Source organism: Paraburkholderia sp. 2C (assembly GCF_054589215.1).
Map to the genome: position 1 here is coordinate 1 of NZ_BAAILL010000006.1, position 1,520 is coordinate 1,520.

Consider the following 1,520-nt stretch of genomic DNA (forward strand, 5'->3'; position numbering starts at 1 on the left):
CTTTTCGGCGAGGGTTCGTTTACCGGTAAAGGCATCTACGACGTCGATGCATTCGAAGCGGCGTTGCGTGGGCGCGTGCCGGAAAACGCACTGCTCAGTCACGATCTGTTCGAAGGCATTTTTGCGCGCGCGGGCCTTGCATCCGATGTCGAGGTAGTCGAGGAAGTGCCGTCACGTTACGACGTCACGTCGAAACGCCAGCATCGCTGGACGCGCGGCGACTGGCAGTTGCTGCCGTGGATCGTCGGGCACCGGGGACGTGCGCGGCCAGCGATGCCGTCCATCGGCCGCTTCAAGATGCTCGATAATCTGCGGCGCTCACTACTCGCCCCCACGATGGTCGCCGCGTTCGCACTGTGCTGGTTGATGCCGGTACGCGCCGGTCTCGCGGGAATCCTGGCGCTGTTAGGCGTGCTCGCCGTTCCCGCGTTTCTGCCGACGCTATTCGCGATCCTGCCGCGACGTGCGGGGATTCGCCTGCGCAATCACTTCCGCGTCCTGGCTGCCGACGTGCGGCTTGCTGCGCTGCAAATCGTTTTATCGGCCGCGTTCGTTGCCGATCACGCATGGCGCATGGGTGACGCGATCGTCCGGACGCTGGTGCGCCTGTTCATCACGCATCGCCGCCTGCTCGAATGGACCACGGCGGCTCAGTCGAAGGCCAGCCCGCGCCTGGATCTGAGCGGCTTTTGTCGGCAGATGAGCGGCGGTATCACGCTCGCACTCGCGTTGTGCGCCGGTGCGCTCGCTTTTGAGCCGGCACATTGGCCGCTCGTACTGCCGTGTGCATTGCTGTGGCTGGCCGCACCGGCGCTTGCATTGTGGTCGAGCCGTTCGCCAGCGGTCGCGGGGCGATTTGCGATGTCCAACGAGGACGCCGAGAACCTGCGCCTGATCGCGCGGCGCACCTGGCGCTTCTTCGAGACCTTTGTGACGCCGCTCGAAAACATGCTGCCACCCGACAATTTCCAGGAAGATCCGAAGCCGGTCATCGCACAGCGCACCTCGCCGACCAACCTCGGGCTGTATCTGCTGTCGGCGGTCGTCGCGCGAGATTTCGGCTGGGCGGCGACGGTGGAGACCGTCGATCGCATTGAAGCCGCATTCGTCTCGATGCAAAAACTGTCGCGTTTCAGGGGCCATTTCTATAACTGGTACGACACGCGGGATCTGCGGGCCCTGACGCCCGTGTATGTTTCGTCGGTCGATAGCGGCAATCTCGCCGGCCATCTGATCGCGCTCGCCAACGCGTGCGAGGAGTGGCTGCAAGCGCCGCTTGCGTCGGCTGCCAGATCCGGAATACGCGACAACCTGCAACTCGCGCGCGAGGCGGTCGACGCGCTGCCAGCGGCAAACGCGGAGCATGGCAAACAGCTCGTCGAAATTTTCGAGGAAATCGATGCGCACCTGCGCGGCCCGCAGATGCTTGACGCGTTGTCGCCGTCGCTGATCCGGCTGACGAAGAAAGCCGCGCAGACGACGCGCGCGATCATGCCGGCCAGCGGCGACGACAGTTACGC

The 1,520-nt window shown here is 64.4% G+C and carries 1 protein-coding gene; it reads left to right on the top strand.

Annotated elements, in window-relative coordinates; genetic code table 11:
- Positions 1–1,520, top strand: a 1,520-nt coding sequence (locus tag ACYPXD_RS00960; protein ID WP_459706428.1) for a glycosyltransferase family 2 protein, incomplete at both ends; no start/stop codon positions are given.